General features: G+C 69.3%; 22 protein-coding genes. 17 read left to right on the top strand and 5 right to left on the bottom strand.

Annotated features, from left to right (window positions below):
• The first annotated feature begins 73 nt into the window (after positions 1-73).
• The 4 genes from WFQ67_RS21785 (at position 74) to WFQ67_RS21770 (ending at position 3,563) form a co-directional block, all read left to right on the top strand.
• Positions 74-958 (top strand): acyl-CoA dehydrogenase family protein, encoded by an 885-nt coding sequence (locus WFQ67_RS21785; protein WP_337058138.1) that lies wholly within the window; start codon positions 74-76, stop codon positions 956-958.
• A gap of 268 nt (positions 959-1,226) precedes the next feature.
• Entirely contained in the window at positions 1,227-2,012 is a 786-nt protein-coding gene (locus tag WFQ67_RS21780) for an MBL fold metallo-hydrolase (protein ID WP_111263078.1), read from the top strand.
• Between the two features lie 109 nt (positions 2,013-2,121).
• The gene (locus WFQ67_RS21775) at positions 2,122-3,234 is read left to right on the top strand and encodes a serine hydrolase domain-containing protein (RefSeq protein ID WP_337058137.1); all 1,113 of its coding nucleotides are present in this window, start codon (positions 2,122-2,124) and stop codon (positions 3,232-3,234) included.
• Positions 3,231-3,563 carry an amidase gene (locus WFQ67_RS21770; RefSeq protein WP_213628622.1) on the top strand — a complete coding sequence of 111 codons (333 nt, stop codon included), beginning with the start codon at positions 3,231-3,233 and terminating at the stop codon, positions 3,561-3,563. Before WFQ67_RS21775 ends, WFQ67_RS21770 begins: the two co-directional genes overlap by 4 nt.
• 152 nt (positions 3,564-3,715) lie before the next feature.
• On the opposite strand, the gene WFQ67_RS21765 is transcribed toward WFQ67_RS21770, so the two are convergent.
• On the bottom strand, positions 3,716-4,108 hold the full coding sequence (locus WFQ67_RS21765) for a GFA family protein (protein ID WP_213628623.1): 393 nt from the start codon (positions 4,106-4,108) through the stop codon (positions 3,716-3,718).
• A 181-nt stretch (positions 4,109-4,289) separates the two neighbouring features.
• Between WFQ67_RS21765 and WFQ67_RS21760 the strand changes: the two genes are divergently transcribed.
• The 11 genes from WFQ67_RS21760 to WFQ67_RS21710 all read left to right on the top strand — a co-directional run bounded on the left by WFQ67_RS21760 (position 4,290) and on the right by WFQ67_RS21710 (position 15,075).
• Entirely contained in the window at positions 4,290-5,498 is a 1,209-nt protein-coding gene (locus WFQ67_RS21760; RefSeq protein ID WP_213628624.1) for an amidohydrolase, read from the top strand.
• A 16-nt stretch (positions 5,499-5,514) separates the two neighbouring features.
• Positions 5,515-6,849, top strand: coding sequence for a citrate-proton symporter (locus WFQ67_RS21755; protein ID WP_337058136.1), 1,335 nt, complete (start codon positions 5,515-5,517; stop codon positions 6,847-6,849).
• A gap of 194 nt (positions 6,850-7,043) precedes the next feature.
• Positions 7,044-7,814, top strand: a complete 771-nt coding sequence (locus tag WFQ67_RS21750) for an IclR family transcriptional regulator (protein WP_213628626.1) — start codon at positions 7,044-7,046, stop codon at positions 7,812-7,814.
• A gap of 131 nt (positions 7,815-7,945) precedes the next feature.
• Positions 7,946-9,253 (top strand): OprD family outer membrane porin, encoded by a 1,308-nt coding sequence (locus tag WFQ67_RS21745; RefSeq protein WP_337058135.1) that lies wholly within the window; start codon positions 7,946-7,948, stop codon positions 9,251-9,253.
• A gap of 142 nt (positions 9,254-9,395) precedes the next feature.
• The gene (locus WFQ67_RS21740; RefSeq protein ID WP_173178764.1) at positions 9,396-9,977 is read left to right on the top strand and encodes a YceI family protein; all 582 of its coding nucleotides are present in this window, start codon (positions 9,396-9,398) and stop codon (positions 9,975-9,977) included.
• Entirely contained in the window at positions 9,974-11,131 is a 1,158-nt protein-coding gene (locus tag WFQ67_RS21735) for a phospholipase D-like domain-containing protein (protein ID WP_213630435.1), read from the top strand. The genes WFQ67_RS21740 and WFQ67_RS21735 overlap by 4 nt, the downstream gene beginning before the upstream one ends.
• A 76-nt stretch (positions 11,132-11,207) precedes the next feature.
• Positions 11,208-11,771 (top strand): DUF2846 domain-containing protein, encoded by a 564-nt coding sequence (locus tag WFQ67_RS21730; protein WP_213628628.1) that lies wholly within the window; start codon positions 11,208-11,210, stop codon positions 11,769-11,771.
• Between the two features lie 88 nt (positions 11,772-11,859).
• Positions 11,860-12,441 (top strand): DJ-1/PfpI family protein, encoded by a 582-nt coding sequence (locus WFQ67_RS21725; protein ID WP_337058134.1) that lies wholly within the window; start codon positions 11,860-11,862, stop codon positions 12,439-12,441.
• 274 nt (positions 12,442-12,715) lie between these two features.
• Positions 12,716-13,018 (top strand): ribbon-helix-helix domain-containing protein, encoded by a 303-nt coding sequence (locus WFQ67_RS21720; protein ID WP_173178761.1) that lies wholly within the window; start codon positions 12,716-12,718, stop codon positions 13,016-13,018.
• 129 nt (positions 13,019-13,147) lie between these two features.
• Positions 13,148-13,648 carry a hypothetical protein gene (locus tag WFQ67_RS21715; protein ID WP_213628630.1) on the top strand — a complete coding sequence of 167 codons (501 nt, stop codon included), beginning with the start codon at positions 13,148-13,150 and terminating at the stop codon, positions 13,646-13,648.
• A 110-nt stretch (positions 13,649-13,758) separates the two neighbouring features.
• Positions 13,759-15,075 carry an Nramp family divalent metal transporter gene (locus WFQ67_RS21710; protein ID WP_213628631.1) on the top strand — a complete coding sequence of 439 codons (1,317 nt, stop codon included), beginning with the start codon at positions 13,759-13,761 and terminating at the stop codon, positions 15,073-15,075.
• Between the two features lie 18 nt (positions 15,076-15,093).
• Here the strand turns inward: WFQ67_RS21710 and WFQ67_RS21705 are convergent, their stop codons facing one another.
• The 4 genes from WFQ67_RS21705 to WFQ67_RS21690 all read right to left on the bottom strand — a co-directional run bounded on the left by WFQ67_RS21705 (position 15,094) and on the right by WFQ67_RS21690 (position 22,642).
• Entirely contained in the window at positions 15,094-15,636 is a 543-nt protein-coding gene (locus WFQ67_RS21705) for a hypothetical protein (protein ID WP_337058133.1), read from the bottom strand.
• Entirely contained in the window at positions 15,614-18,412 is a 2,799-nt protein-coding gene (locus WFQ67_RS21700) for a M66 family metalloprotease (protein ID WP_337058132.1), read from the bottom strand. The genes WFQ67_RS21705 and WFQ67_RS21700 overlap by 23 nt, the downstream gene beginning before the upstream one ends.
• Before the next feature lie 52 nt (positions 18,413-18,464).
• The gene (gene gspD, locus WFQ67_RS21695; RefSeq protein ID WP_442969619.1) at positions 18,465-20,672 is read right to left on the bottom strand and encodes a type II secretion system secretin GspD; all 2,208 of its coding nucleotides are present in this window, start codon (positions 20,670-20,672) and stop codon (positions 18,465-18,467) included.
• 446 nt (positions 20,673-21,118) lie between these two features.
• Positions 21,119-22,642 (bottom strand): fumarate hydratase, encoded by a 1,524-nt coding sequence (locus WFQ67_RS21690; RefSeq protein WP_213628635.1) that lies wholly within the window; start codon positions 22,640-22,642, stop codon positions 21,119-21,121.
• 224 nt (positions 22,643-22,866) lie between these two features.
• Here WFQ67_RS21690 and WFQ67_RS21685 point away from each other — a divergent pair, with 224 nt between their 5' ends.
• Positions 22,867-23,994 carry a GGDEF domain-containing protein gene (locus tag WFQ67_RS21685; protein ID WP_337058130.1) on the top strand — a complete coding sequence of 376 codons (1,128 nt, stop codon included), beginning with the start codon at positions 22,867-22,869 and terminating at the stop codon, positions 23,992-23,994.
• Entirely contained in the window at positions 23,987-24,925 is a 939-nt protein-coding gene (locus WFQ67_RS21680; RefSeq protein WP_213628637.1) for an iron-sulfur-binding ferredoxin reductase, read from the top strand. The genes WFQ67_RS21685 and WFQ67_RS21680 overlap by 8 nt, the downstream gene beginning before the upstream one ends.
• The last annotated feature ends 20 nt before the right edge of the window (positions 24,926-24,945 follow it).

Genomic DNA, 24,945 nt, shown 5'->3' with positions numbered 1-24,945 from the left:
GGCTAGGGAGACCCGGTGTCACCACCATGACGTTTCCGTGATGCTTGAATGACAGCGACCAAAGGAGCCCGACATGACCTGGCAACGCCTGCTGGACATCAACGACCGCCTGCCCCCGGCCCCCCTGGAGGACTGGTACGGCGCGCTGCTGGGGCGCCTGGGCGAAGCCTCGCCCTTCGAGCTGGCGGTGCTCGGCGGCCGGCTCGCCGCGACGCCTGGCCTGGCCTTCCTCGCCGGCTACCAGGGGGCATTGCGCCTGCTCTGGCCGTCCGCCCCGCAGAGCCTCGGCGCCCTGTGCGTGACCGAAAGCCGCAGCACCCGCCCGGCGGAAATGCAGACCCGCGTCACCGGGTTGAGCCTGTCCGGGCGCAAGGATTTCGTCACCGCCGCCGACGCCGCCGACTGGCTGCTGGTGGCCGCCCGCGAGGACGCCGAAGGCCAGCCGCCGCGGCTGGCCCTGGTGGTGGTGCGCAACGGCGCGCCCGGCGTGCGCATCGAGACCTTGCCGTCGCTGCCGCTGATGCCGGATATCCCCCACGCCCGCCTGCACCTGGACGCCGCCCATTGCGAGCGCCTGGCCGGTGATGGTTGGGATGCCTACGTGAAGCCCTTCCGCAGCATCGAGGACCTGCACGTGCTCGCCGCCATCGGTGGCTGGCTGTTCGGCATCGGCCGTGACAGCGGCTGGCCGGAAGCCCTGCAGCTGCGCCTGCTGGGGTTGCTGGGCAGTGCTGCGGAAGTCTCCCGCCTGTGCGCCACCAGCCCGGTGATGCACCTGATGCTGGCCGGCCTGTTCGCCCAGTTCGACGGCCTGCGCCCCGAGCTGGAAGCCGCGCTGGCCGAAGGCCCGCAGGAATGGGCCAGTCTCTGGCAGCGCGACCAGGGCCTGCTCGCCATCGCCAGTGGCCCCCGCGCCAAGCGCCTGGAGAAGGCACGCGCCGGCCTCGGCCTGGGCTGAGCGGCGGGGGAGCACACACCGTAGGTTGGGCTTGGTTCGTAGGATGGGTAGAGCTACGCGAAACCCATCATCGGGGGCCCGGCCGGGCCTCGCCTGGTGGAGGAAAAAAGCGTCCTCCACCCTACGCCCCGTTCCACCCCTACCAATCGCGACATGGCGCGCGTCCCTGCGACGTTTTCGCCCTTGACGCCGGGTTCGCTTGATTCAGGTCAGTACGGGAAAAATCCACAACCACGATGCTGGCCGCCGCAACCAATTCGAGGTTTCCATGCGGCGTGAACCCATAGTGCTGTTCGACAACGGCGCCCACCAATGCCTGATGTTCGACGACCTGGTCAGTGGTGATGGCGTGCAGTCCAACCAGTTCCTGATCACCGATCATGAGCAATACCTGCTGCTCGACCCGGGCGGCGACCTGACCTACACCCCCCTGTCGCTGGAGTTGTCCAAGCACATCCCGCTGCAGGAGCTGACCTACATCTTCGCCTCCCACCAGGACCCGGACATCATCGCGTCGCTGGACAAGTGGCTGCTGCACACCCGCGCCAAGGTCATCTGCTCCAAGCTCTGGGCGCGCTTTTTGCCGCACCTGACGGCCAACTACCTGGCCATCAGCCACGGCATCTCCACCTACGATCGCATCATCGCGCTGCCCGACCGTGGCCAGTCGATCCCGCTCGGGCGTTGCAACCTCAAGGCGGTGCCGGCGCACTTCCTGCACTCGGTGGGCAACTTCCAGATCTACGACCCGATCAGCAAGATCCTCTTCTCCGGCGACATGGGCGCGTCCATGGTCGACGACGCCAACCCGGTGCGTGATTTCGTCAACCATGTGCCCGAGATGGAAGGCTTCCACCGCCGCTACATGGCCGGCAACAAGGCCTGTCGCCTGTGGGCCGCCATGGTCCGCGAGATGGACGTGGAGATGATCGTGCCGCAACACGGCCGGCCCTTCGTGGGCAAGGAGATGATCAGTGCCTTCCTCTACTGGATCGAGAACCTGCAATGCGGCCTCGACCTGATGGGCCCGGACGATTACCGTCTGCCCCGCTGAACACTGACCTTTCGCGCCGAATGTCCCCGCAAGCGGCACGTTCGGCGCTTTTTAGCGTCATATTCCCCGTGCTACGGTTCCGCCTCCGCTGACAACAAGAGGCTGACCAATGCCCGTCCCGCTGCTGCGATTCCTGAGCCTGGCACTCGGCCTCTGCGCCGCCACGCTCGCCCACGCCGAAACCTGGCCCGGTGCCGAATGGGCCCAGGGCGCCAAACCCTCCGGCGCCGCCCTCGACGCCTTCGAGGCCTATGCCTTCCCCACCCGTGACGATGCCCAGCGCAAGGGCGTGCGCACCGACGCCGTGGTGGTGATCCGCGATGGCGAACTCATCTACGAGCGCTATGCCGGCCCCACCCGCGCCGAGACGCCGCACCTCACCTGGTCGGTGAGCAAGAGCCTGCTCGCCGCCACCCTGGGCGTGGCCTATGGCGAAGGCCGCTTCAAGCTCGACGACCCGGTCGCCCGCCACTACCCGGCCTTCGCCGGCCATGGTGCGGTGCAGATGAACCACCTGCTGCACTGGGCCTCGGGCCTCGCCTGGCAGGAGGACTACGAATACGCGCCGCTGAAGTCCTCGGTGGTGGCCATGCTCTACACCCGGGGCCGTGGCGATATGGCCGCCTTCGCCGCCGCGCACCCGCTGGATGCCGTGCCCGGCAAGCGCTTCCGCTACTCCAGTGGCGACACCAACGTGCTCTCCGCCGCGCTCAGGGGCATGGTCGGGGATGCCTACAAGGACTACCCCTGGACCGCGCTGTTCGACCCCCTGGGCATCCGCTCGGCGGTGTGGGAAACCGACGCCGCCGGCACCTTCGTCGGGTCGTCCTATGCCTACATGAGCGCCCGTGACCTCGCCCGCGTCGGCCTGCTGATGCAACGCGACGGCCGCTGGGTCGACCGCCAGTTGCTGCCGAAGGAATGGGTGGCGTTCAACCGTAAGCCCTTCGCCGAATTCCATACCGACCCCAAGGCCCCCGGCGACGCCGTGCCAGGCGGCCACTGGTGGCTCAACGCGGTGGTGGCGGGCAGTGCCAAGCCCTGGCCAGACGCCCCGGAAGACACCTTCGCCGCCCTCGGTCACTGGGGCCAGGCGCTCTACGTGCTGCCGGCGCAGAAACTGGTGATCGTGCGCTTCGCCGATGACCGCGACGGCAGCTACCAGCACAATGCGTTCCTCAAGCTGGCCCAGGCCGCCTTCGCCCAGGAGGTGCAGCCATGATCCGCCGCCACCCCATCCTCGCCATCCTGGCCCTGCTGCTTCTGGTGCTGGCCGGCCTCGCCTGGCAGAACCGCGTCCACATCCAGGCCTTCCCCGGCATCATCAGCGCCTACACCGCCAAGGAGTACTGCTCCTGCCGCTACGTCATGGACAACCCGGCGGACTACTGCCAGGGCTACGTGAAGCAGTACGTGCCCACCAGCGCCTTCCTCGATGACGCCGCCGCCAAGCGCGTGACCTCGCGCGGCCTCGGCGCCACCTCCACTGCCGCCTGGCTCGGCCCGCGCCAGGGCTGCCAGTTGCTGCCGCAGGCGGACAGCCTGCCCTGATGAGCGCTGGCCCGGCCCGCCCGAAGAAGTGCGGTGGGCTGAAGCCCACCCTACGCCCACCCTGCGCTCGCTATGTGCCCGTGCTGCGAAGCGCTTCGCGAGTTTCGTAGGATGGGTAGAGCGCAGCGAAACCCATCAGTACGCCATTCGATTCACCCCTCGAAACGGCTGCTCTCGTCACGGTCGCGTGGGTAATGCCGGGCGAGAGGGAAAGGCGGCAGCCATGTCTCACGGCGCACCGTCCACAGCTCGTAGGTCGGTTGCAGCTGGTCGGGGGCGTCCAGGGCGCCGAGGTTCACCTCGATCTCGTCGCCGCTGCGTCCGAATACCGAGGAGCCGCATGTGGGGCAGAAGCAGCGCCCGGCGTACTCGCCCACCACGCCCTCGATCGCCACCGCGTCCACGGGGAAGATCGCCGAGGTGTGGAACAGCGCGCCGTGGTGCTTGCGGCAGTCCAGGCAGTGGCACAGGCCGACCCGATACGGGCGCCCGGAGGCGACGATGCGCACCGCGCCGCACAGGCAACCACCGGTGAATCGTTCCATGGCGAATCTCCTCTGAAGATGGACTGAGGCATTCCTTATAGCGGGCCCAGGCCCCGTGTGGCCAAGCGGTGGCGCCCTGTTCCACCCTGCGGAACCGTCTTCGATTGTCCTCCTCGCCCCGTGGCGCTTGACTGGCGCCGGGCCGCCTTCCCGGGCGGCCATGACGAGGAGAACAACAACAATGACCCGTTACGCGCACATCCCTGCCTGGCTCAATGGCATCGACGACGAGTTGCGCCGCCTGCGCCAGGACATCCACGCCCACCCCGAGCTGGGCTTCGAGGAAACCCGCACCGCCGGACTGGTGGCCCGTGCCCTGGAAGGCTGGGGCTACGAGGTGCACCGGGGCGTCGGCCGCACCGGCGTGGTCGGCGTGCTGCGCCGGGGTGACGGCAGGCGGCGCCTGGGGTTGCGCGCCGACATGGATGCGTTGCCGATCATCGAGGCCACCGGTGTCGCCCACGCCAGCCGTCATCCCGGTTGCATGCATGCCTGCGGCCACGACGGCCACACCGCGATGCTGCTGGGGGCCGCGCGCTACCTGGCCGAGGCGGGGCGCTTCGACGGCACCCTCAACCTGATCTTCCAGCCCGCCGAGGAAGGGCAGGGCGGTGCCGAGGCGATGCTCGCCGACGGCCTGCTGGAACGCTTCCCCTGCGATGCGCTGTTCGCCATGCACAACATGCCGGGGCTGGAGGCAGGGCGCATGGCCTTCCGCGCCGGGCCGGTGATGGCCTCCCAGGACCTGCTGGAGGTCACCCTGGAAGGCGTCGGCGGCCACGGCTCCATGCCGCACCTGTGCGTCGACCCGCTGGTGGCCGCCGCCGATATCGTCATGGCCCTGCAGACGGTGGTGGCGCGCAACATCGATGCGCAACGCGCCGCCGTGGTCACCGTGGGTGCGCTGCAGGCGGGGGAGGCGGCCAACGTCGTCCCGCAGAGCGCCTTGCTGCGCCTGAGCCTGCGGGCGCTCGACCCGGAGGTGCGCGAGCTGCAGCTGCAGCGGGTCACCGCGATCATCCGCGGGCATGCCGCGAGCCACGGTTGCCGCGTGGCCATCGAGCACCGCCCGGCGTACCCGGTGACGGTCAACCATGCGGCCGAGACCGCCTTCGCCCGCGACGTGGCCTCAGGGCTGCTGGGGGAGGGCGCGGTGCAGGAGGCGCAAACGCTGATGGGCAGCGAGGACTTCGGCTGGATGCTGCAACGCTGCCCCGGCAGCTACCTGATGATCGGCAACGGCGAGGGGCCGATGGTCCACAACCCCGGCTACGACTTCAACGACGACATCCTCGTGCGCGGCGCGGCCTATTGGGCCGCCCTGGCGGAGGCCTGGCTCCAGGCCGCACGCAGCGACCTGCCCAGCAGCGCGACCCCCGCCCACGCCTGAGCCCAGGAGGCCCACCATGCACACGCCAACCCGCGGCGCCTCGCGCGGCCGCCAGGTGACCGCTGCCGTCATCGGCAACGCCCTCGAGTGGTACGACTTCATCGTCTACGGCTTCCTGGCGAGCATCATCGCCAGGTTGTTCTTCCCTTCCGATAACGAATACGCCTCGCTGCTGATGGCCCTGGCCACCTTCGGCGTCGGCTTCTTCATGCGCCCGGTCGGTGGCGTGCTGCTGGGCCTCTATGCCGACCGCAAGGGACGCAAGGCGGCGATGCAGCTGATCATCCTGCTGATGACCTTCTCCATCGCCCTGATCGCCTTCGCCCCGGACTACGCCGCCATCGGCCTGGGTGCGCCGCTGCTGATCGTGGTCGCGCGGATGATCCAGGGCTTCGCCACCGGCGGCGAGTACGCCAGCGCCACGGCCTTCCTGGTGGAGTGCGCGCCGGCCCATCGCCGTGGCCTGTATGGCTCGTGGCAGCTGTTCGGCCAGTGCCTGGCGGTGTTCGCCGGCTCCGGGATGGGCGCCCTGGTCACTCACAGCCTCTCGCCCGAGGCACTGGACAGCTGGGGCTGGCGCCTGCCCTTCGTCATCGGCCTGCTGATCGGCCCGGTGGGGCTGTGGATGCGCCGGCACATGGAGGAGACCGAAGCCTTCCTCGAAAGCCGTGCCAGCCAGGGGGGTGAGAATATCGGCCTGGGGCGGCTGCTGCGGGACAACCGGCGAGGCGTGCTGGTGACCCTGGGCAACACCATCAGCGGCACCGTGGCCTTCTACGTGGTGCTGGTGAACATGCCGACCTTCGCCCACAAGCAGCTCGGCCTGCCGCTGGACCAGGTGTTCATGGTGCAGATGGCGGCGGTGGCGCTGATGACCCTGGTGATCCCCATCGCCGGTGCGCTCTCGGACCTCTACGGTCGCCGGCCGGTGCTGCTGGCCGGCACCTTCGCTTTCCTGGTGCTGGTCTACCCGCTGTTTGCCTGGGTGGCGGCGGCGCCCAGCCTGGAGCGCCTGCTGGTGATGCAGCTGCTGCTGTGCGCCGCCATCGGCACCCTCTACGGACCGGGCCCCACCGCCGGCGCGGAGCAATTCCCCACCGGGGTGCGCTCCACCGGGCTGGCGCTGTCGAACAACCTGGGGGTGATGCTCTTCGGCGGCTTCGCACCCTTCATCGTCACCTGGCTGACCCAGGTCGCCGATGATCCGGTCGCCCCGGCCTATTACGTCCTCTTCGCCGCCGGCATCGGGCTGGTCGCGGCCTGGAACCTGCGCGAAGGGGCCCCGGCCGCGCTGGAGCGTCGCGAGCGGCGCCGGCTGCTGGCCCACGCCACACGGAGGCTGGTCGAATGAGCCGTTGCGGACGTCCCCTGACCGAGCGCGTCGCCCAGGCCGCGGGGGGCGACCCCACGCCCGCGAGCGGCGGGCCCGATGCTTGCAGCGCTGCCCAACGGCGCTGCAAGGTTGGGCCCGAGCGGGGCCCACCGAGGCGGGCCCGTTGCGTGCAGGAGTCGGGCGTGACCTCGGCGGGCGAGGGGGAGGCGCAGATGCGCAGCAGAGAAGAAAGCGGCACCGTGCGCTCGGTGGAGCGTGCCCTGGCCATCGTCGAGCTGCTGGGGGAACACGATTCGCTGGGGCTGGAGGAGCTGCACTACCTGACCGGCCTGCCCAAGGCCACCGTCTCGCGGCTGTTGCATACGCTGCTCGAGCAGGGCTGGCTGTATCGCGGCCTGTGCGACCGGCGTTACCGGCTCAGCGCCCAGCGCCTGTTCGGCGACCCGGACCAGCGCTTCGCCCGCCAGCTGGTGGAACGGGCCTCGCCCCTGCTCAGCGCACTGGCCGAGCGCACCGGCCTGGTGGCCGACCTGTCGTTCTTCGACGGGGACGACCTGCACGTGGTGGAGAGTGCGGTGCCCGAGGTGTTGCGCCGACGCTACCCCAGCAACCGCCTGGTGGTGGGGCTGAAGGCCAGCCTCGCCGATTCCGCCATGGGCCGCGCCTGCCTCGCCACCCTCGGTGACGAGGAGCTGCAACGCCTCGCCAGGCGCCACGCGCTGCCGGACGAGACGCTGCGGCTCGCCCATCGGCAGACCCATGACCAAGGCTTCGGCGAGCGCATCGAAGGCTCCTGGGAATACTCGGTGCGCCTGCCCTTCCTGATCCGCGCGGTGGCCCTGCCGGTGTACCGCCAGGGCCGCCCGGTGGGCAGCGTGGCGCTGCACTGGCCGAGGGACCAGGACAGCGTCGAGCGGGTCAGCCGGCGGCATCTGGACGACCTCGCCGAGGCCGTCGACGACCTGCAGCGCAGCCTCGGCTGAGGCCGCGCACCCGCCGCCCCGTTCCGTGGGGCGGAACCCAATTCGATTGCCCTTCCCGGCCCCGGATCGACAATGGAGCCTGCCCGTCCGGACGGCATCCACCTCATCCAGAACAACAAGAAGGACATGAGATGAACATGCTCGACAAGGGCCTGGCGGGCGCCGCCTGCCTGCTGCTCACCAGCCTGTGCCAGGGCGGCACCTTCCTCGACGACAGCAAGCTCGCCGTGCGCTACAGCCAGTACTACTGGAAGGAGAGCAACGGCGGCGAGGTCGGCCCCGTGCGGGACGAATGGGTGCAGGCCACGCTGCTCAGCTTCAACTCCGGCTGGTACCGCGAGGTGCTGGGATTCGACTACGCCTACGGGCTGGCCGACGACCTGCACGTGGGGCGCGACGCCACCAGCATCAGCAACCTGGAGGCGGGCCATTCGGTGCAGTCGCCCCATGGCATCGCCAAGCCGGTGGAGGCCTACCTGCGGGCACGCCTGGCCGGCGAGCCGGGCGAGCTGCAACTGGGGCTGGGCAAGAAGAGCCGGCGCTACGCCCAGTACTACGACGACCCCTTCAGCCGCGTCCTGCCGCCCTCCACCCTGGGGGCGGACGTGGAGTTCCGCCGCCCCGGCCTGGAGCTGCGCTACAGCCGCATCGAGGGCTTCAGCGCGCGCAACGAATCGGGCTGGGCGGACGGCCTGACCAACTTCCGCGGCCGGAAGATCGACGCCCTGCACCTGTTCGCCCTGGGCCTGGACCTACCCGGCGCCGGCACGCTGAAGCTGGAATACAGCGAGTCGGAGGACTACCTGCGGGTGGGCTCGGCGAAGCTCGAACGCAGCGTCGAGCTGGGCGGGGAGCGCTTCCTCGACCTCCATGCCACCCTCGGCGCCCAGCAGGATGCCGGGCGGCTGTTCGACTACGGCGGCGTCACCGGCCTCTACGACGCCACCTCGTCGCACCGGGCGCGCTACCTGGACCTCTCCGCGCGCATGCGCTGGCCGCACCACTACCTGGGCATGACCTGGAACCAGGTGCGGGGCGACGACTTCGACCGCTTCTTCTTCAGCCAGGACCACGGCACCTGGAACAGCAGCGCCAAGCTGTTCTACCTGTTCGGTGCCGAGGACGAGGCGATGTTCAAGCTGGTGGCCGGCACCGACTTCGCGGCGCTGGGCCTGCCGGGGTTGCGCCTGGACGGCCACTACGCCTTCTCCGACCATGCGGCGGGGTACGACGGCTTCTCCCGGCGGGAATTCCAGGGCGTGCTGCAATACCGCTTCGCCGGCCTGCTCGACGGCCTCAGCCTGGCCTGGCTGCACAACGAGTTCCACACCAAGGGGCGTGCCGACGGGGTCACCCGCTTCACCACCTCGCGGGGGCCCGCCGGCATCATCACCCACAACGCGGAACGCCTTTACCTGAACTACGTCTATAGCTTCTGATCGGCTGGCCGGGACCCTCCCGGCCGCCTCCCTCCTCGCGGGGCGGGCGCCGACCCCATGAGCGTTCGCCGCCCCGTGCCTGTGGTTTGCAGGCGCACCGACTGCCGGTTTAAGGTGGCGCGATTGTGCGACAGGAGCCCGCATGGCCAAGCTATTCCCCCTCATTCCCGCCCTGCTCGGCGCCCTTGCGCTGCCGGTGCAGGCCGATTGGTACCTGGACAACGAGTCCTCGCGCCTCTCCTTCATCTCCACCAAGGGCGGCAACCTCTCCGAGGTCCACCGCTTCCTCACCCTGCACGGCAACATCGCCGACAGCGGCAAGGCGCACCTGCGCGTCGAACTGGAGTCGGTGAGCACCGGCATCCCGCTGCGGGACCAGCGCCTGCGCGACCTGTTCTTCGAGATCGAGCGCAACCCCGAGGCCGAGGTCTTCGCCCAGCTCGACCTGCGCCCCATCACCGACCTCGCCCCCGGCGCCCAGCTGGAGCTGCGCCTGCCGCTGAAGGTGAAGCTGCACGGCCGCGAGCACGAGTACATGGCCGAGCTGCTGGCCACGCGCCTGGACGATCGCCGCTTCCAGGTGGTGACCCTGGCGCCCCTGGTGCTGCAGGTGGAGGACTTCGGCCTCACCGAGTCCCTCGGCATGCTGCGCGAGATGGCCGGGCTGCCCTCCATCAGCCTCTCGGTGCCGGTGGGTGCCGTGCTGATCTTCACCGCGCGCTGATGGGCCACATCTTCCCCTGGAAATCCGGCAACCGCTTCGAGCTGCTGATCGACGGGCCGAGCTTCTTCCCCGCGATGCTCACCGACATCGCCCGGGCCGAGCACCACGTGTCCCTGGAGCTCTACCTGGTGGAAGACGGTCGCTGCAGCGAGGCGCTGGTCGAGGCGCTGTGCCTGGCCGCGCAGCGCGGGGTGAAGGTGCGTTGCCTGTTCGACGGCTTCGGCAGCAAGAAGCTCGGCAGCGCCCTGCGCCAGCGCATGGTGCTGGCCGGCGTGCAGCTGCAGTTCTACAACCCGGTGCGCTGGCGGCGCGGGGTGCGCAATTTCTATCGCGACCACCGCAAGGTGCTGGTGGTGGACGACCGCGTCGCCTACGTGGGCGGCACCGGCTCCACCGACGAGTTCTGGGAGCCCGAGCAGCCCGAGAGCCGCTGGCACGAGGTGATGGTCGCCATCGAGGGGCCGCTGGTGGTGCACTGGAAGCTGATCTTCGACTACCAGTGGCTGGCCAACCTGCATCGCCGGCCCTGGCGCCCCGACGAGGCCCCGGGCCTGGAGCGCCTGCCGCCGCTGCCCTCCGCCGGCATCGGCATGGGCCGGGTGGCCTACGCCGACGCCCGCCAGCACTGGGACATCGTGCAGTCGCTGGTGCGCAGCATCCGCAACGCCAAGACCCGCATCTGGCTGGCTACGCCGTATTTCCTGCCGAGCTGGAAGGTCCGCCGCGCACTGCTCAAGGCCGCGCGGCGTGGTGTCGACGTGCGCCTGCTGCTGACCAGCCGCAACACCGATCACCCGCCGGTGCGCTTCGCCGGCCAGCGCTATTACCCGCGCCTGTTGCGCGCCGGGCTGCGCATCTTCGAGTACCAGCCGCGCTTCCTGCACCTGAAGATGGTGCTGGTGGACGACTGGGTGAGCGTCGGGTCCTGCAACTTCGACCACTGGAACCTGCGCTTCAACCTGGAAGCCAACCTGGAGGCGCTGGACCGTCACTTCACCGCCGAGGTGGCCGCCAGCCTGAGCCGCGACTTCGACGACAGCCGCGAGATCACCCTCGAGGCCTGGCATGCGCGGCCGTTGATCAAGCGCTTCTACCAGCGGCTCTGGGGCTGGCTCGACCGCCTCGCCGTCAACCTGCTGGACCGCCGTCGCTAGCCGAACCTTTGTCGGGTGTCGGCCGGGCCCGCGCGCCGGCTAATCTCCCCGCATAACCACAACAAGAGATGTGCCCATGCGCCGTCCGCTTCCCGCCCTGTCGCTCCTCGCCCTCCTGCTTGCCGGCTGCTCCACGCCCGGGGCCTTCTTCGGCGCCACCGACGGGCCGGCCTTCGTCGCGCGCACGCCCAGCGATGCCGACCACGCGCTGGTCTACCTCTATCGCCCGCGCAGCGACTGGGCCGACCAGGAGCTGGAGGCGCCGGGCCTGTTCATCAATGGCGAGCTGATCGGCGCGTTGCCGAGCAACGGCTACCTGCCCCTGGAGTTCGAGACCGCCAGCTACCGCCTGGAGATGCGCCGCCCGCTGCTGGGCAGCTACTGGACCTTCTTCGCCGGCGGCCCGCTGGACTTCACCGAGATCACCAGCTTCGCCCTCGACGCCGGGGCCGGCGCCACCTACTACCTGCGCTACGACGAGCTGAACCCGCCGCCGCAGAACGCCGAGCTGCCGCCCCAGGGCGACGGCCCGCTGCAACTGGTGGGTGCCGAGCTGGGTGCCAGCGAGATCGCCGCCACCCGCGAGGTGCACCCGCTGCAGCGCTTCGGTTCCGCCGGCGAGCCGCTGGACGACCTGTAGTAGCCGCCTGTTACCCGGTGCGGGGAGGGCGGGCGGATACTTCGTCTACCCTTTGAATCCTCGAAGGCCCCACACGGAGGAACCCGCCATGGCGGCGAAGAAGATCCTGATGCTGGTCGGCGACTACGCCGAAGACTACGAAACCATGGTGCCCTTCCAGGCCCTGCTGATGGTCGGCCACGCCGTGCATGCGGTGTGCCCGGACAAGCGTGCCGGCCAGAGCGTGCGCACCGCCATCCACGACTTCGAGGGCGACCAGACCTACAGCGAGAAGCCGGGCCACAACTTCGCGCTGAACTTCGACTTCGACAAGGTCCGTGCCGAGGACTACGACGCCCTGCTGGTCCCCGGTGGCCGCGCCCCCGAGTACCTGCGCCTGAACGCCCGGGTCATCGAACTGGTGAAGGCCTTCGACGCCGCGGGCAAACCCATCGCCGCCGTCTGCCACGGCGCCCAGCTGCTGGCGGCCGCCGGCGTGCTCAAGGGCCGCGCCTGCAGCGCCTACCCGGCCTGTGGCCCGGAAGTGACCCTGGCCGGTGGCGATTACGTGGACATCCCCGTGGACCAGGCCCACGTCGACGGCAACCTGGTCACCGCCCCCGCCTGGCCCGCGCACCCGGCCTGGCTGGCGAAATTCCTCGAGGTGCTGGGTACGCGCATCACCCTGTGAGGATGCGGGCCGCAGGCCCGTGCTCTTCACCGGGTCCCCGCGTGCGCGGGGATGACGGGGCCTGGCACCATACAGGCGACCGCCATCCTCGCGAACGTGGATGCCGGCCCACGGCCATGGCTCCGCGCGATGGGTTTCGCTTCGCTCTACGCCATCCTGCGCGAGCCACCTCCGTGCGGGGCGTTCGATGCACAATGGCGATGCCGCGCACCGCCTGGCGAATGAATTCGCCCCTACAGGTTTTCCAGGCCACATTCGAAAAGGACCCCGCTCCATGTGCGAACTCTATGTAAAGGCCGACCCGATCCTCTACGAGTCCCGCTCGCGCTCGCTGCGCATCCGCGGCGTGGTGACCACGCTACGGCTGGAGAACCAGTTCTGGGACATCCTGCGGGAGATCGCCGAGGTGGACGGCATGACCACCAACCAACTGATCACCAAGCTCTACGAGGAAGTCATGGACTACCGCGGCGAGGTGGTGAACTTCGCCTCCTTCCTGCGGGTGAGCTGCACCCGCTACCTGGCCCAGCGCGCCGCGCCGGCCAACCTGGCACTGCTGCCGCGGCGGGCTGGCTGAAACTTGCGGCGGTCGGCGGAATTCCCTGACCGGCCGGTCTAGGCTGTTAGCGCGCGTGGCAGGGATGCCTTGGCCGCGCGCCTGCCAGTCGCCGTCGTGGCTGGAGTCCAGATCCCAGGAGTTACTTTCATGGCTGCCAAACGCCTCTTTTCCGTTTCCCTCCTCGCCGCCTGCCTGCTGGCCGGCACCAGCGCCTTCGCCGACCCGTCCCTGGCCGAGCGCCGCGCCATCACCGCCTACCAGGAAGGCCCCTACGTCGAGCAGCTGAAGGCCATCCAGGCCGCCGCCGGCTTCGAGGTGCCGCTGGACGTGCAGTGGAACAGCATCGCGCTGCCTGACCAGTCGCAGAACTACACCCAGGACGGCTTCTGGAAGCAGGTCTACTTCACCCCGCTGGAGAAGGCCTTCGCCTCCGTGGCCGTGGACGACATGGGCAAGCAGGCGCTCAAGGCCAAGCTGAGCAAGGTGGTGGTGCGTTACGACGAGGCCACCGCGCCCTCCAGCAACTACCCCGATGGCGTCGCCTTCGACGGCGGCGTGCTGAGCCTGAACTTCAAGCCCTTCACCAACGTCGACGACGTCGATGCCCGCGCCGAGGCGATCCAGAAGGCGCTGGAAGCCAAGCTCTGATCCTGCCGGGCCGGCCCGCAACCGGGCTGGCCCTTCTCCTGCGCGCGGGCTTTTGCGCGGGGCGTCGCGGCGTTTAAGCTGCGTCATCCCCTCCGCCCGGCGCGTCCCCGATGTACAAGCTGCCCACCACGGCCACCGCGCCGTTCTGCCCCTCCGCCGTCAGCCACAGCGTGGCGGTGCCGGCCAACGCGTCCCTTGGGCGCAAGCTCATGCTCTTCGTCGGCCCCGGCCTGCTGGTGTCGGTGGGCTACATGGACCCGGGCAACTGGGCGACCGCCATCGAGGCCGGTTCGCGCTTCGGCTATGCGCTGCTGTTCGTGGTGGTGCTGGCGAGCTTCTCGGGCATGTTGCTGCAGAGCCTCTGTTCGCGCCTGGGCATCGCCACCGGGCGCGACCTGGCGCAGCTCTCGCGGGAGCGCTACCGCCCCGTCGTGGCGCGCGGGCAATGGCTGCTCGCCGAGCTGTCGATCATTGCCACCGACCTGGCCGAGGTGCTCGGCGCGGCGCTGGCCTTCCACCTGCTGCTGGGGGTGTCGATCACCACGGGCGTGGTGCTGACCGCCTTCGACACGCTGATCGTCCTCGCCCTGCAGGGCGCCAATTTCCGCCGCCTGGAAGCCATAGTGCTGGGGCTGATCACCACCATCGGCGCGTGTTTCTTCGTCGAGCTGGTACTGATCAAGCCCCATTGGCCGGACGTCGCCGCCGGGCTGCGTCCCTCCTGGGACGTGCTCTCCAGCCAGGAACCGCTGTACCTGGCGATCGGCATCCTCGGCGCCACGGTGATGCCGCACAACCTCTACCTGCATTCGTCCGTGGTGCAGACCCGGGTCAATGGCGACGACGAGGCGAGCAAGCGCAGTGCTATCCGGTTCTCCCGCCTCGACACCATCGGCTCGCTGTCCCTGGCGCTGCTGGTCAACGCGGCGATCATGATCCTCGCGGCGGCGGCTTTCCACGGCAGCGGCCACACCGAGGTGGTGGAGATCCAGGACGCCTACCACCTGCTCGACCCCCTGGTGGGCGGGGCGCTGGCCAGCTTCCTGTTCGGCTTCGCGCTGCTGGCGGCGGGGCAGAGCTCCACCTTCACCGGCACCATCGCCGGCCAGGTGGTGATGGAGGGCTTCCTGCAAGCGAAGATCCCCTGCTGGCAGCGCCGCCTGATCACCCGCGCCCTGGCGCTGGTGCCGGCGCTGGTCGGCGTCATCTGGCTGGGGGAGGGCGCGGTGGGCAAGCTGCTGGTGCTGAGCCAGGTGGTGCTGAGCCTGCAACTGCCGTTCGCCCTCTGGCCGCTGATCCGCTTCACCAGTGACCGCCGGCTGATGGGGCCGTTCGCCAACAGCCGCCTGGTGGCGAGCATCGCCTGGAGCCTGTTCGGGCTGATCTCCCTGGCCAACCTGACGCTGCTGTATTTCTGGATGGCCTGACCGGCAGGCAGGCGTGTTTCAGAGGCCGGGGTCGACCGCCGTCGGGCAGCCGCCCAGGGCCTGCAACTCGTCCAGGGGCACGCCGGCCTGGACGAAGGATTCGCAGCCCGCCGGCAGCACCGGCAACATCGCCGCGGGTTCGACGTCGACGGCACGGATGGCCGCATCCGGGGCCCGGAGCGCGCGCCCCTGGATCACCAGTTCGCCCACCTGAATACCGCGCCGCAGCAGCAGGCGATCCCGCTCCACGGCCAGCACCTCGATGCCATCGGGCAGCCGGTCGCCGGCCTGCACGCTGAGCAGCCTGCCGTCGTCGAGGCTGAGCGATGCCAGGCCCTGGCCGTCGCCCCGGCTGAAGACGCTGTACAGGCGCCAGCCGTCGAGGCCCGCCAGCGGGCGGGGCGCAGGGTAGGGCTTCAGCGACAGGGGGGCGGGTTCGGCGAGCAGTGCCTGGGGCAGCTGCACCGCCGAGACGGGCGCGCTCAGCAGCAGGGCCGCCAGCAGCGCTCGGCTGCGGCGGCCGCCACGGGTGGCGACGCTAGGGCGCGGTGCGGCTGGCACGTTGCTCGGCATAGGCCATGAACAGGTTCAGGTTGCGGCTCTGCAGCAGCGGGAACAGCCCGTTGTCGTTGAGCGTCGGCCCGTACCACTTCTGGTTGCCACCGCCGGTGCAGCCGTAGGTGATCAGCTTGCCGCGCCCGTCGGTGAGGTAGCCCCCGGAAAGGTCCATGCAGCGGTTGCCGTATTTCAGCTGCGGCAGGGCGGAGAAGTCCCAGGCCTGGGCGTCGACCTGGCTGTCGCAGGTGCTGAGGCCGATGTCGCCGTTGGCGGTCAGGCACTGCGTCGGCTGGGCCGCGCTATGGATGCGGCCACCGGCATCGACCCGCCATTTTTCGTCGATCGCCCCGGTGCACTGGGCCTTGGCGGCGACGTAGGGCCTCCAGGCGCCATCGACCTGTTCGATGCGCACGCAGTTGCCGTTGCTCATGGCCAGCGGTTGGGCCGGCGGCAGCAGCGGAGTGGCGTCGAGTTGCAGGGTGGCCAGCAGGGTGTCGAGCGCCCTGGCGGCCTCGGCGTCGCTGGCCAGGCGGCTGCCGTAGGCATCCAGCCAGCGGTTCAGGCGCTGGGCCTTCGCCTGCTGTTGGTTGAGGCGTTGCAGCACCTCCCGGGCCGCACCGGAGAGGCCGTCGGGGCGGTCGCTGTAGCTGTCGAAGAGCACGCGCGCTTCGCCCTTGAGCGTCGGCACCGCCTGCCCGGCGAGGGCGGCGAGGGCGCTGTCCAGCTTCGGCAGTTCCACCTCGCGCAGCGCGTCGAAGCGTGCGTCACGACCGACGATGACGGCGGGTGCCATCGCCGGCATCCCCTGGGGAATGATCAGGCTGGCCAGCTCGGTGGTGGCGGCGCCGGCCGTGTCGCGGCATTGCAGGGCCGCCGCGACGGGTTGTTCGGCCTGGGCCAGGTTGACGTGCAGCTTGTTGGCATTGCTGCCCATGCGCGTGGGAGCGACGGCGATGCGCTGGGTCCTGTCGTTGGCGAAGCTGACCTCCAGCCAGCATTGCCGGCTGGTGGCGGCGGCGTTTGGCGGCGGCAGGTCGTAGACCTGGCCCCAGTTGCCGCGCAGGGCCGGGTAGAGCACGGCGGCGCCTGTCTCCGGGTCGTAGCCGCCAAGCAGGGTGATGACCGGGACGCCGAACAGGCGCGGCTTGCGGTAGTTGCCGTCGGCGCTGTCGTACCAGACGTTGCGGGAGGTCGGCGTCTTCGGCTGGAACACCTCCATCTTGCGGCTCGTGGCGTCCCACTTGCGGTAGCCGGTGGGGGAGTCGGGGGCCCAGACGGCGCGGTTCAGCGCTGGCTGGATCTTCTGCCTGGTGCTGTAGCCGGTGTAGTGGGTGTAGCGCGACAGGCCGCTGGCGAAGTTGCCGCCGGCCATGGCGTCGGTGGCGAAGCTGTAGGCATCGGCGTAGATCGGCATGCCGTTGAGGCCGCCGGTCTTGGCGCGGGTCCAGTGCAGGTTGGCGCGCATGCGCTTGCGGTAGGCGATGTAGCCCCAGCCGCTGTCCTGGTGATGCCCGGACCAGAAGTAGTTGTCGCCGCTCTGCCCGGGGTAGTGGCCGAGGCCGTAGTGGTGGCCGATCTCGTGGCTGAATTCGTTCCCCACCGAGTCGATCAGGGTGAGGATGCCGTTGCCGCCGCTGAGGCCATGGTTGACGGTGCCGTTGCTGTACAGGCCGCGGGCGTGGTGGATGACCGCCGAGTTGGTCAGTTGCGGCTGCTCCTGGCTGGCCATGCCGGCGCTGGTGATGCCCCAGTTGGCCAGGTTGATGCCGGTGCTGAAGGTGGACTTGGCAGTGTTCTCGCGCATGTCGCCGCTGTAGACGTCGCCGGTGGTGGCGCTCACCTGGCCCTGGTCGGCGTCGTAGATCGTGCCGTTGGCCACCATCACCTTGCGCAGCAGCACGTCCTCGTACCGGCTGGCCACCATGCGGGCGATGGGCACGGTCTGGAAGTAGTCGGTGGCGGCCTGGGCCGGCTGGGTGTTGAACCAGTGCTGGCCGCCCGGGACCTCGGGGGTGAGCATGCCGATGCGAATGGCCTGGACCAGCAGCTCGGCGGGCGGGGCGAAGTCGAAGGCCTCGGCGCCGCGCTGGCCGCTGCGGCCCCGGTCGTCGCTGAGCTGCAGGCTCATGCCGGGCACCACCCAGTCCCAGGGCAGCACGGCGGACCAGGCGCGGCGCGAATACACCACGTCGGGGCGGGCGTCGCTGCCGGTGCGGTCGGCACGGTAGAGCTCGTCGGGGTGGCGCAGCGTCAGGTCACCCTTGAGGGCGCCGTCCACCAGCACCTGCACGCGCAGGGACCTGGGCAGGGGCTGGTCCGGGGCGGGGGTGACCAGCAGCAGGGCTTCGCGCTCGCTGGTCAGGCGCGGCATGTTCTTCGCTTCGTTGCCTTGTGGGTCCACCGAGTGGCTCTGCACGAACTGCAGCATCGCCGCAAGGGTGCCGGTGAGGTCGTTGCGCACGGGGCGGGTCTGGCCGTCGGCGGTCTGGTCGTAGAAGCCCCGGGCGTTCACCTCGTCGACCACCGCGGCATCCGGCTCTGGGAAGCGTTCGCCCGGCTGCGTCACGGGCGGTTCGGTGGGCGGGGTCACCGGCGGCGTGACCGGTATCTCGGGGGGCGCGGTCTCGTCCGGCGGCGTGCCCGGCTGGGCGGGCGGCGTGGTGACGCTGCCGGACCCGCCGGTGCCGGGGCTGCTGCCCCCGCCGCCTCCGCCGCCACCCAGATCGAGGCAGCCGGCCAGGCTCAGCAACCCGGAGATAAGAACGATCTTGCGCAACATGGTCCCTCGCTTGTTCACAGTTCGGCGTTGTTGTGGTTGTTCCGTGTGTCCGTTACAGCGCGGTCACCTGGCCGCGATGGCTGGGCAGGGTGGCCGGCAGGTTGTGCAGGGCGCGCTCGGCCAGGTCCGCCTGGGGGTAGTCGCCGTAGAACATGCGGTACCAGTCGCGGCCATCGCGTTGCGAGCGCTGGATGCGCAGGGGCTCCCCGGGGTGGCGGGCCATCAGTGCGCGCATGTACTGCTCGTTGCTGCCTTCGATGAGGTTGATGCTGTAGCGCTTCTCCACCGAGGGGGCGGCAGGCGGCGGGCTGGCCTTGGCGGCGGAAGGGGGGGCGCTGGCCTGGGTGCTGGCGTGCAGGGGCGGTTCGGACGGTGCCGCGTAGGGACGCGCGACGTCGGCCGGCTCGGGCCTGGCGGGGGGCGGCGGGGTGGCTCGCGCCGGGGCTTGCGGTGCCGGCTGCTGGAACAGCTGCACCGGGTCCTGCGGCAGGGCGCGCTGGGCGTCCTTCGTGGCGGTGAGGTGGCGCATGTCCTGGTACTTCTCCTGGCTCAGGTCGGCCAGGCGGGTGCCGTCACGCACCACCCTGGGCCGCAGGAAGACCATGAGGTTGCGCTTGACGTTGACGTCCTTGCTGGAGCGGAACAGGCCGCCGACCAGCGGGACGTCGCCCAGCAGCGGCACCTTGCTTTCGCTGCGTGTCACGTCGTCCTGGATCAGGCCGCCGAGCACGATGACCTGGCCGTTGTCGGCCAGCACGGTGCTCTTGATCATGCGTTTGTTGGTGACCAGGTCGACCGCCCGCGAGGCCGCCCCGGTGCTGGGGGCGATGGAGGAGATCTCCTGCTCGATCACCAGGCGCAGGGTGCCGCCTTCGTTGATGTGCGGGGTGACCTTGAGGGTGACGCCGACATCCTTGCGCTCGATGGTGGTGAAGGGGTTGTTGGCCCCGGCGGCGTCGGTGGTGTAGGAGCCGGTCTGGAAGGGCACGTTCTGGCCGACGAGGATCTCGGCCTGCTGGTTGTCGAGGGTGAGCAGGCTGGGGGTGGACAGCAGGTTGCTGTGGCCGCTGGCCGACAGCGCGGTGATAAGGGCGCCGAAGTTGTCGTTGCCGATGCCGACGATGGCGCCGTCGGGCAGGTTGACCGGGGTCTTGGCTTCGATGGCGCCGAGCAGGGTGCCCACCGACAGTCCGGTGTTGCTGAAGTTGGTGCCGCCGATGGGGCCGCTGTCGGAACGGCCGTCGATGGCCCACTGCACGCCGAGCGCTTCGCTGACGTCGCCGGACATCTCGACGATGGCGGCTTCCACCAGCACCTGGGCCCGGGGAACGTCGAGCTGGTGTATCAGCTCTTCCAGCTGGCTGACCATGTCGGGCTCGGCCATCAGGATGAGGGCGTTGAGCCCTTCGTCGGCACGGATCAGCACCGGCGCCTGGGTGGTGGTGGGCGAGGTGGCGCCGCGCAGTTGCTCGGACAGGTCGCTGAGGGTCTTGGCCAGGTCCTTGGCGTCGCCGTGGCGCAGGCGCACCACCCGGGTGTTGGCGGAGCGCACGGGCGCCGTGTCCAGTTGGCGGGCCATCTTCAGCAGGCGCTCGCGGGCTTCGGGCGGGCCCAGCAGCAGCAGGCGGTTGGTGCGCGGGTCGGCGATCACCTGGGCGTTGCCGTTGCCGACGGCCTGACCCCGGCGCAGGCTTTCCTGGAGCATGGCGGCCACGTCCTTGGCCCAGGCGTGCTGCATGTCGTAGAACACGCTGTCGTCGGCGCCGGCCCGGTCAAGCTGGGTGATCAGGGCGATCAGCCGCTCGATGTTGGCGCGCTTGTCGCTGACGATCAGCGAGTTGCTGGAGGGGATGGCCGCCAGGTGGCCGTTCTGCGGCACCAGCGGGCGGATCAGCGGGAGCAGTTCGTTGACCGGGGTCTGCTGCACTTGCAGCAGGCGCGTCTCGAGGGTTTCCGGCCCGCTGCCGACGGGGCTGTTGGCGACGCTGCGACCGTCGATGTCGGGAACGATGCGCGCCTGGTTGCCCTGGGCGATCACGCTGTAGCCGTGGGTGCTCATCACCGAGAGGAACAGCTGGTAGACCTCGCTGAGGGTCAGTGGTGACTCGGAGATGACGGTGACCTGGCCCTTGACGCGCGGGTCCAGCACCAGCGTCTGGCCGCTGATGCCCGCCACCAGTTCGGTGAAGTCCTGGATGTCGGCATCGCGCATGTTGATGGTCCAGCGTTCTTCGCTGCCGTCAGCGGGCGGTTGCGCCATCGCCAGGGGGCAGAGCAGCAGGACGATCCAGGCGGCATGACGGAGCCTGGTGCACAGCGTCAGCAGCAGGTAGCGGGCCACCCGCAACGGCGGGAATACGGGTGTGGTACGAAGCATGTGGAAAGCTCGACAGACATCCGCGCATCCGTGCGCCTTGCTGGTTTTCTCTGGAGGGCCCTACCCGGGGCCGAAGGACTGGCGAGAATAAGTAAAGTTGCACGCATGTACTAAAAATCCGCTTGCAACTGTGGGCGGTTTCACACTGTTTATCCTGACCATTCGGTCATGTGCGACTGGTTGGCAGATTGAGGAAAATCCCGGGCGTTGCCCCGCGATGCCGCCTTGTTTTTTTGATGGATCGACCCGGCCTGCAGTGACGGTGGCGCCGATCTGCGCCCATGAAAAAGCCCGGCGCAGGGCCGGGCTTCTTCATGGAGCGGGGAGGCTTACTTCACTTCCACCGCCAGGCTCTCGGCGATCTTCTTGTTCCAGATCGCCGGGCCTGTGATGTGCACCGATTCGCCCTTGGTGTCGACGGCGACGGTGACCGGCATGTCCTTCACCTCGAACTCGTAGATCGCTTCCATGCCCAGTTCGGCGAAGGCCAGGACCTTGGACTTCTTGATCGCCTGGGCCACCAGGTAGGCGGCACCGCCGACGGCCATCAGGTACACGGCCTTGTTGTCCTTGATCGCGTCGATGGCGATGGGGCCGCGCTCGGACTTGCCGATCATGCCCAGCAGGCCGGTCTGCTCGAGGATCTGGCGGGTGAACTTGTCCATGCGGGTGGCGGTGGTGGGGCCTGCAGGGCCGACCACTTCGTCACCGACCGGATCGACCGGGCCGACGTAATAGATGAAGCGCCCCTTGAGGTCCACCGGCAGCTCTTCGCCCTTGTTGAGCATGTCGACCATGCGCTTGTGCGCGGCGTCGCGGCCGGTGAGCATCTTGCCGTTGAGCAGGACGGTCTCGCCCGGCTTCCAGCTCTGCACGTCTTCCGGGGTCAGGGTGTCGAGGTCGACGCGGCGCGCGGAGGGGCCGGCTTCCCAGACGATCTCCGGGTAGGCGTCCAGCGGCGGCGCTTCCAGTTCGGCCGGGCCGGAGCCGTCGAGCACGAAGTGGGCGTGACGGGTGGCGGCGCAGTTGGGGATCATGCACACCGGCAGGGAGGCGGCGTGGGTCGGGTAGTCCATGATCTTCACGTCGAGCACGGTGGTCAGGCCGCCCAGGCCCTGGGCACCGATGCCCAGCTGGTTGACCTTCTCGAACAGCTCCAGGCGCATCTCCTCGATCCTGTTCTGCGGGCCACGGGCTTTCAGCTCATGGATGTCGATGGACTCCATCAGCACTTCCTTGGCCATCACCGCGGCTTTCTCGGCGGTACCGCCGATGCCGATGCCGAGCATGCCCGGCGGGCACCAGCCGGCGCCCATGGTGGGGACGGTCTTGAGGACCCAGTCGACGATGGAGTCGGAGGGGTTGAGCATGGCCATCTTCGACTTGTTCTCGGAGCCGCCGCCCTTGGCCGCGACGTCCACTTCCACGGTGTTGCCGGGGACGATGGAGTAGTGGATGACCGCCGGGGTGTTGTCCTTGGTGTTCTTGCGGGCACCGGCCGGGTCGGCCAGGATCGAGGCGCGCAGCACGTTCTCCGGCAGGTTGTAGGCGCGGCGTACCCCTTCGTTGATCATGTCGTCGACGCTCATGGTGGCGCCATCCCAGCGCACGTCCATGCCGACACGCACGAAAACGGTGACGATGCCGGTGTCCTGGCAGATCGGGCGATGGCCGGTGGCGCACATGCGCGAGTTGATCAGGATCTGCGCCATCGAGTCGCGCGCGGCGGGCGACTCCTCGCGCAGGTATGCCTCGTGCATGGCCTGGATGAAGTCGACGGGGTGGTAATAGGAAATGAACTGCAGGGCGTCGGCGACGCTCTGTATCAGGTCGTCCTGCTTGATCACGGTCATGGGGCGCGCTCCTCTTGAATTCGGGAACATCGGGAAGCGCCGGACCACGACCCGGCGCGCATTGGATTGGGGGTGAAAATGGCGCGGAAGTATACCGCGTGCTCAAGCGTGGGCACACCCGCCGACAGTCGACCTTGGTCGTTGATCGCCCCTCACGCGTCCCCTAGGTTTTTTGTGATCACGGGCGTAGAGTGGCGGCATGGTGCCACTACGGGATGGAGCCCATGAGCACAGCGAGTCAACGGGTCACCCATCGCGCGTTGCAAAGCCTGCTGCTGAAACGCTTCGGCATGGCGGCCTGCACCTATGCCCTTGCCCTCTGCCTGTTCTGGATAGCCGTGCTGGGGAACCTGTACCACGCGACCATCGCCAGTGCGCTGGCCGCCTGCGCTCTGATCGTGCTCTCGCAACTGGTCTTCCTGTTCATTTTCCTCAGCGGCCGCAACCTGGCCTTTCGCGACCCCAGCCTGACCGAGGCACAGGTCCTGGTGGCCCTCGCCTGGCATACCTTGCTGCTGTCCGACCTGGAAGGCGCCCGGGGCGCACTGCTGGTGGTCTATGTGCTGATCATGCTGTTCGGCGTGTTCCAGCTGCAGCCGCGGGTTTTCGTACGGTGCTCGGCCATCGGCTTCTTCGCCTTCACCGGGCTGAACCTGTGGGAGGCGTACCAGATGCGCCTCGCCGAGCCGGCCCTGGCGGTACTGCAAGTGTGCGCGCTGTTCGTGGTGCTGGGCTGGCTGGCCCTGTTCGCCAGCTACGTGCAGGCCCTGCGCCAGCGCATGCGCCAGCGGCGCTTCGCCCTGCAGGCGCACCAGGACACGTTGCGCGGCATGATGCGCCAGCTCGAAGACCTGGTCGCCACCGACGAGCTGACCGGCCTGTTCAACCGCCGTCACTTCCTGCGCCTGGCCACCCGTGAGCTGGAAGCCCTGGCGCCCGGCCGCCAGCACGGCCTGGCGCTGATCGACCTCGATCACTTCAAGCGCATCAACGACATCCACGGCCATGCCGCCGGTGACCGCGTGCTGCAGACCTTCGCCGCCGTGGCGCGGGCCTGCCTGCGCGATGGCGACATCCTGGCGCGCTACGGTGGCGAGGAGTTCGTCCTGCTGTTGCCCAATTGCGATGCCGACCGCCTCACCGCCTGCTGCGAGCGCCTGCGCGAGGCCTTCGCCGCCGCCGATCCGGTGGGTGTGCAGGTGGACGGGCTGAGCCTGTCGGCCGGCATGACGCTGCTGGCGGTGAGCGATGAACTCGATGATGCGCTGCAGCGCGCCGATCAGGCACTCTATCGGGCCAAACGTGGCGGGCGGAACCGCTGCGATGCCGCCTGGGAGGAGCAGGGTGCCTGAACTCGAGGTATCGGGAAGACGCTGGAACGTACCACCGGCCAGCAATCTGCTGGACCAGCTCAACGCCGCAGGATGCAAGGTCCCCTTCAGTTGCCGGGCCGGCAGTTGCCATGCCTGCATGGTGCGCTGCGTGGCCGGCGAGCCGCTCGACGCGCGGCCCGAGGCGCTCGACCCCGAGCGCCGCGCCGAAGGCTGGCGCCTCTCCTGCCAGTGCCAGGTGGTGACGGACATGGTGGTGGAGGTGTTCGACCCGCAGCGTGATGGCCTGCCGGCGGAGGTGGTGGCGCTGGACTGGCTGGGTGACGTCGCGCGCCTGCGCCTGCGTCCCCACCGCCCGTTGCGCTACAGCCCCGGGCAGCACCTGCTGCTATGGAACGCCGAGGGTGTCGCCCGGCCCTATTCGCTGGCCAGCGTGCCTGGCGAGGAGCCCTGGCTGGAGTTCCACATCGACTGCCGCCAGCCCGGCGCCTTCGCCGATGCGCTGCGGCCATTGCAGGTCGGCGCCACCCTGCGCCTGGGCGAGTTGCGCGGTGGCGCCCTGCACTACGACCCGGACTGGGACGGTCGCCCCCTGCTGATCCTCGCTGCGGGCACCGGCCTGGCGCCGCTCTGGGGCCTCCTCCGCGAGGCCTTGCGCCGGCATCACCAGGGCGCGATCCGCCTCATTCACCTGGCCCATGACCCGGCCGGGCACTACCTCGCCGAACCCCTGCAGGCACTGGCCGGGCGCCATGAAAGCCTGCGGGTCGAGCTGGTCACTGCGGCGCAGCTGCAAGGTGTTTTGGCCGATCTCCGGCTTGTTTCGCGCCGGACCGTCGCCTTACTCTGCGGCAGCCCCGCCAGCGTCGAAGACTTCGCGCGCCGCCTCTATCTGGCCGGTTTGCCGCGCAATCAACTGCTGGCCGACGTATTCCTGAGCCGCTCCTTCTGAGGCGGCCACCGCCGAGGAGC

Origin of the sequence: Pseudomonas sp. USHLN015 (assembly GCF_037153275.1) — a bacterium.
GTDB lineage: Bacteria > Pseudomonadota > Gammaproteobacteria > Pseudomonadales > Pseudomonadaceae > Metapseudomonas > Metapseudomonas tohonis.
Note: the sequence above shows the minus strand (reverse complement) of the source record. Positions and strands in the feature narration are given on the sequence as shown.

Coding starts and splice junctions, on each gene's coding strand:
- WFQ67_RS21690 (WP_213628635.1), bottom strand. CDS start 22,642: ATGACCGTGATCAAGCAGGACGACCTGATACAGAGCGTCGCCGACGCC.
- WFQ67_RS21685 (WP_337058130.1), top strand. CDS start 22,867: ATGAGCACAGCGAGTCAACGGGTCACCCATCGCGCGTTGCAAAGCCTG.
- WFQ67_RS21755 (WP_337058136.1), top strand. CDS start 5,515: ATGCACACGCCAACCCGCGGCGCCTCGCGCGGCCGCCAGGTGACCGCT.
- WFQ67_RS21760 (WP_213628624.1), top strand. CDS start 4,290: ATGACCCGTTACGCGCACATCCCTGCCTGGCTCAATGGCATCGACGAC.
- WFQ67_RS21715 (WP_213628630.1), top strand. CDS start 13,148: ATGGCTGCCAAACGCCTCTTTTCCGTTTCCCTCCTCGCCGCCTGCCTG.
- WFQ67_RS21700 (WP_337058132.1), bottom strand. CDS start 18,412: ATGTTGCGCAAGATCGTTCTTATCTCCGGGTTGCTGAGCCTGGCCGGC.
- WFQ67_RS21765 (WP_213628623.1), bottom strand. CDS start 4,108: ATGGAACGATTCACCGGTGGTTGCCTGTGCGGCGCGGTGCGCATCGTC.
- WFQ67_RS21780 (WP_111263078.1), top strand. CDS start 1,227: ATGCGGCGTGAACCCATAGTGCTGTTCGACAACGGCGCCCACCAATGC.
- WFQ67_RS21745 (WP_337058135.1), top strand. CDS start 7,946: ATGAACATGCTCGACAAGGGCCTGGCGGGCGCCGCCTGCCTGCTGCTC.
- WFQ67_RS21725 (WP_337058134.1), top strand. CDS start 11,860: ATGGCGGCGAAGAAGATCCTGATGCTGGTCGGCGACTACGCCGAAGAC.
- WFQ67_RS21710 (WP_213628631.1), top strand. CDS start 13,759: ATGTACAAGCTGCCCACCACGGCCACCGCGCCGTTCTGCCCCTCCGCC.
- WFQ67_RS21730 (WP_213628628.1), top strand. CDS start 11,208: ATGCGCCGTCCGCTTCCCGCCCTGTCGCTCCTCGCCCTCCTGCTTGCC.
- gspD (WP_442969619.1), bottom strand. CDS start 20,672: ATGGCGCAACCGCCCGCTGACGGCAGCGAAGAACGCTGGACCATCAAC.
- WFQ67_RS21720 (WP_173178761.1), top strand. CDS start 12,716: ATGTGCGAACTCTATGTAAAGGCCGACCCGATCCTCTACGAGTCCCGC.
- WFQ67_RS21740 (WP_173178764.1), top strand. CDS start 9,396: ATGGCCAAGCTATTCCCCCTCATTCCCGCCCTGCTCGGCGCCCTTGCG.
- WFQ67_RS21770 (WP_213628622.1), top strand. CDS start 3,231: ATGATCCGCCGCCACCCCATCCTCGCCATCCTGGCCCTGCTGCTTCTG.
- WFQ67_RS21785 (WP_337058138.1), top strand. CDS start 74: ATGACCTGGCAACGCCTGCTGGACATCAACGACCGCCTGCCCCCGGCC.
- WFQ67_RS21750 (WP_213628626.1), top strand. CDS start 7,044: ATGCGCAGCAGAGAAGAAAGCGGCACCGTGCGCTCGGTGGAGCGTGCC.
- WFQ67_RS21775 (WP_337058137.1), top strand. CDS start 2,122: ATGCCCGTCCCGCTGCTGCGATTCCTGAGCCTGGCACTCGGCCTCTGC.